A 2,884-nucleotide genomic window follows, 5' to 3' on the forward strand; every position below is an offset into this window, starting at 1 on the left:
CGTGTCCCCTCCACCGGGCCATTGAAAGCGATGGATGCCGGCGGCGGGGGGAATTCCACAAGGCCCGGGCCCGCACCGGCGCCACGGGGCCACGGCGCGGCTGCGCCGGATGCCCTGCGAGGCGTTCAGCCCTGCCGTCGGCGCTTCGCCGGGGGGAAGCAGAACGCCTCCCCCTGCCCGCTTCCCGAAACGCTGAGCTGACGGCGGCCGGTGCCGCGGCCGCCCGGACTCCGCCGCGCGGCTGCGGGCCGCCGCGCCGCCGTCGCGGCCGACGCGAGGCCGCCGTGAACACCCCTGGTACTCCATCTGCGGCCGGGGGTGCGCGGCGGGTGCGCCAACTGGCCGGGCCGGGCCCCGCCCGCACCCGGTGGGGCGGCGGGCGCGGGCGTACGCGGGCGGGGAGTGCCCGCCCGGTGGCGGCGCTGGACCACCTGCCAAGTCCACGGGATCGCGGTGGAATTCGGCATCGGCCCGGTCCGGCGGGCTGCCGCCGGGAAGATCGTGCCGCCGGAGCGGCCGGCCTGGTCCGCGGAGGCCGGTCCGGCCCGGCTCGGGCTGCCACGAGCGCGGGCGGCGGCCGAGGAGCCGTCGATCCGGCCTCATCCCATCGGGCCAATCCGGGGTCCAATCCCGGTTTCCGGGCCGCGCTTCCGGGACGATTCCGCCCAGAACCCTCTGCTGGGAGGCCCCATGACCCGTCCCTTGAAGAAGCGCGCCGCCGTCCTGCTGTCGATCGCCACCGCCACCGCCGCCGCGGTGGCCGGCCAGCTCGGGGCCGCGCCGGCCCCCGCGGCCGCCGCCACCTCAGGCGCCGCCGCGTCCGCCCCGGCGGCCGCGCTGCGCTGGACCGGCTGCGCCACCAGCCGCTACCCGACGTTGGAGTGCGCCTCCCTCAAGGTCCCCCTCGACCACACCCACCCCTCCGGGCGCCAGATCACCCTGGCCCTGACCCGCGTCCCGCACACCGCCGCCAAGAGCCAGGGCCCGCTCCTGGTGAACCCGGGCGGGCCCGGCGGCAGCGGCCGGGGCCTGGCACCGTACATCGCCTCCGCCCTGCCGAAGGACGTGGCCGCCCAGTACGACGTGATCGGCTTCGACCCCCGCGGGGTCGGCGGGAGCGAGCCCGCCCTCGACTGCACCGCCAACCACTTCAACCCCGTACGCCCCGACTCCGTGCCGTACGGGACGCAGACCGAGCAGGCCAACCTGAACCGGGTGAAGGCCTTCGCCGAGGCCTGCCAGGCGAAGCACGCGGACCTGCTCCCGTACATCGACACCATGTCCACCGCCCGCGACATCGAGGCGATCCGCACCGCCCTGGGCGCGCCGAAGCTCAGCTACTTCGGCTTCTCGTACGGCACCTACCTGGGCGCCGTGTACGCCAAGCTGCACCCGGGCCGCGTCCACCGCATGGTCCTGGACTCGGTCGTCGACCCGGGCGGGGTCTGGTACCAGGACAACCTCGCGCAGGACCGCGCCTTCGACTCCCGCCACAAGGCGTTCCTGGCCTGGGTGGCCGAGCACGACGCGACCTACCGGCTCGGGACCGACCCGGCCGGGGTCGAGCAGCGCTGGTACGCCATGCGCGCGGCACTGCGCGTGGAGCCGGCGGGCGGCAAGGTGGGCCCGGCGGAGCTGGAGGACACGTACATGCCGGGCGGCTACTACAACGGCTACTGGCCGAGCCTGGCCGCGGCGTTCTCGGCATACACGGTGGAGGGGGACGCCAAGCCGCTGGTGGCGGCGTACGAGCGGTTCGGCGCGGTGGAGCCCACGGCGGGCAACGGATACAGCGTGTACACGGCCGTGCAGTGCCGGGACTCGGCCTGGCCGAAGGACTGGAACACCTGGCGGGCCGACATGTGGATCACGCACGCCCAGGCTCCGTTCATGACCTGGAACAACGCCTGGTACAACGCCCCGTGCGCGTTCTGGAAGACGGAGCCGCTCCAGGCGCCGGACGTGACCAACGCCGACCTCCCGCCGGCGCTGCTGCTGCAGGCCACGCAGGACGCGGCCACGCCGTTCGGGGGCGCGCTGACCATGCGGGACAAGCTGAAGGGCTCGGCGCTGGTGATCGAGGAGGGCGGCGGAAACCACGGGGTCTCGCTGAGCGGGAACACCTGCCTGGACGAGAAGGTGTCGGCCTACCTGCGCACGGGCCAGGCGGCGGACGCGATCTGCCCGGCCCAGCCCGACCCGAAGCCGACGTCGGCCGGCCGCGCGGCGACCCCGTCGGCGGGCGGTGCCGCCCTGCACGGCCTGCTGGGCTTCCGCAGCTGAGCGCTCCGCGGAAGCCCCGTCGTGACACCGCGGGCCGGTCGGGGCCGGTGGGGCTGCTCGCGCAGTTACCCCGCTCCCGGCCGGCCGCGGCCCTACGGCATGATCATCACCATGACCGACCACCACCTCACCCGTATCGCGGCGCCGGAGGGCGTCGCCCCCGCCAGCGGCTACACGCACGTCGTCCTGGGCACCGGGACGTTCGTCGCCGTGTCCGGCCAGTGCGCGTTCGACGAGGAGGGCGGCGTCGTGGGAGCCGGCGACCCCGGGGCGCAGGCCCGGCAGGTGTTCGAGAACCTGCGCCGGTGCCTGGCCGCCGCCGGAGCGGGCTTCGACGACGTCGTGAAGCTGACGTACTTCCTCACGGACATGGCCCACCTCCCGGCGCTGCGCGCGGCCCGCGACGCGGTGATCGCCCCGGACCGGCTCCCTGCTTCCTCGGCGGTGCAGGTCGCCGCCCTGGTCCACCCGGACCTCCTCATGGAGGTGGAGGCGTTCGCCGTCGTCCCGGAGCCCGCCCGCCCCTGACGGCCGCGGGCCGCCGAGCCGCCGTCAGGGCAGTGTGCGCAGGGCCCGGGTGGCGGCCACCGCCAGGCGGGGG

2 protein-coding genes are annotated in these 2,884 nt (G+C 75.6%); both read left to right on the plus strand.

Annotated features, from left to right (window positions below):
- Nucleotides 1-690: 690 nt before the first annotated feature.
- The gene (locus tag HYE82_RS35615) at nt 691-2,283 is read left to right on the plus strand and encodes an alpha/beta hydrolase (RefSeq protein ID WP_179178368.1); all 1,593 of its coding nucleotides are present in this window, start codon (nt 691-693) and stop codon (nt 2,281-2,283) included.
- Between the two features lie 111 nt (nt 2,284-2,394).
- Nucleotides 2,395-2,811, plus strand: a complete 417-nt coding sequence (locus HYE82_RS35620) for a RidA family protein (RefSeq protein WP_179178369.1) — start codon at nt 2,395-2,397, stop codon at nt 2,809-2,811.
- Nucleotides 2,812-2,884 lie beyond the last annotated feature (73 nt).

Source organism: Streptomyces sp. BR123, assembly GCF_013401435.1.
GTDB lineage: Bacteria > Actinomycetota > Actinomycetes > Streptomycetales > Streptomycetaceae > Streptomyces.

Bases quoted from the DNA above. Each gene is read 5' to 3' on its own strand.
- HYE82_RS35620 (WP_179178369.1), top strand. From the start codon at position 2,395: ATGACCGACCACCACCTCACCCGTATCGCGGCGCCGGAGGGCGTCGCC.
- HYE82_RS35615 (WP_179178368.1), top strand. From the start codon at position 691: ATGACCCGTCCCTTGAAGAAGCGCGCCGCCGTCCTGCTGTCGATCGCC.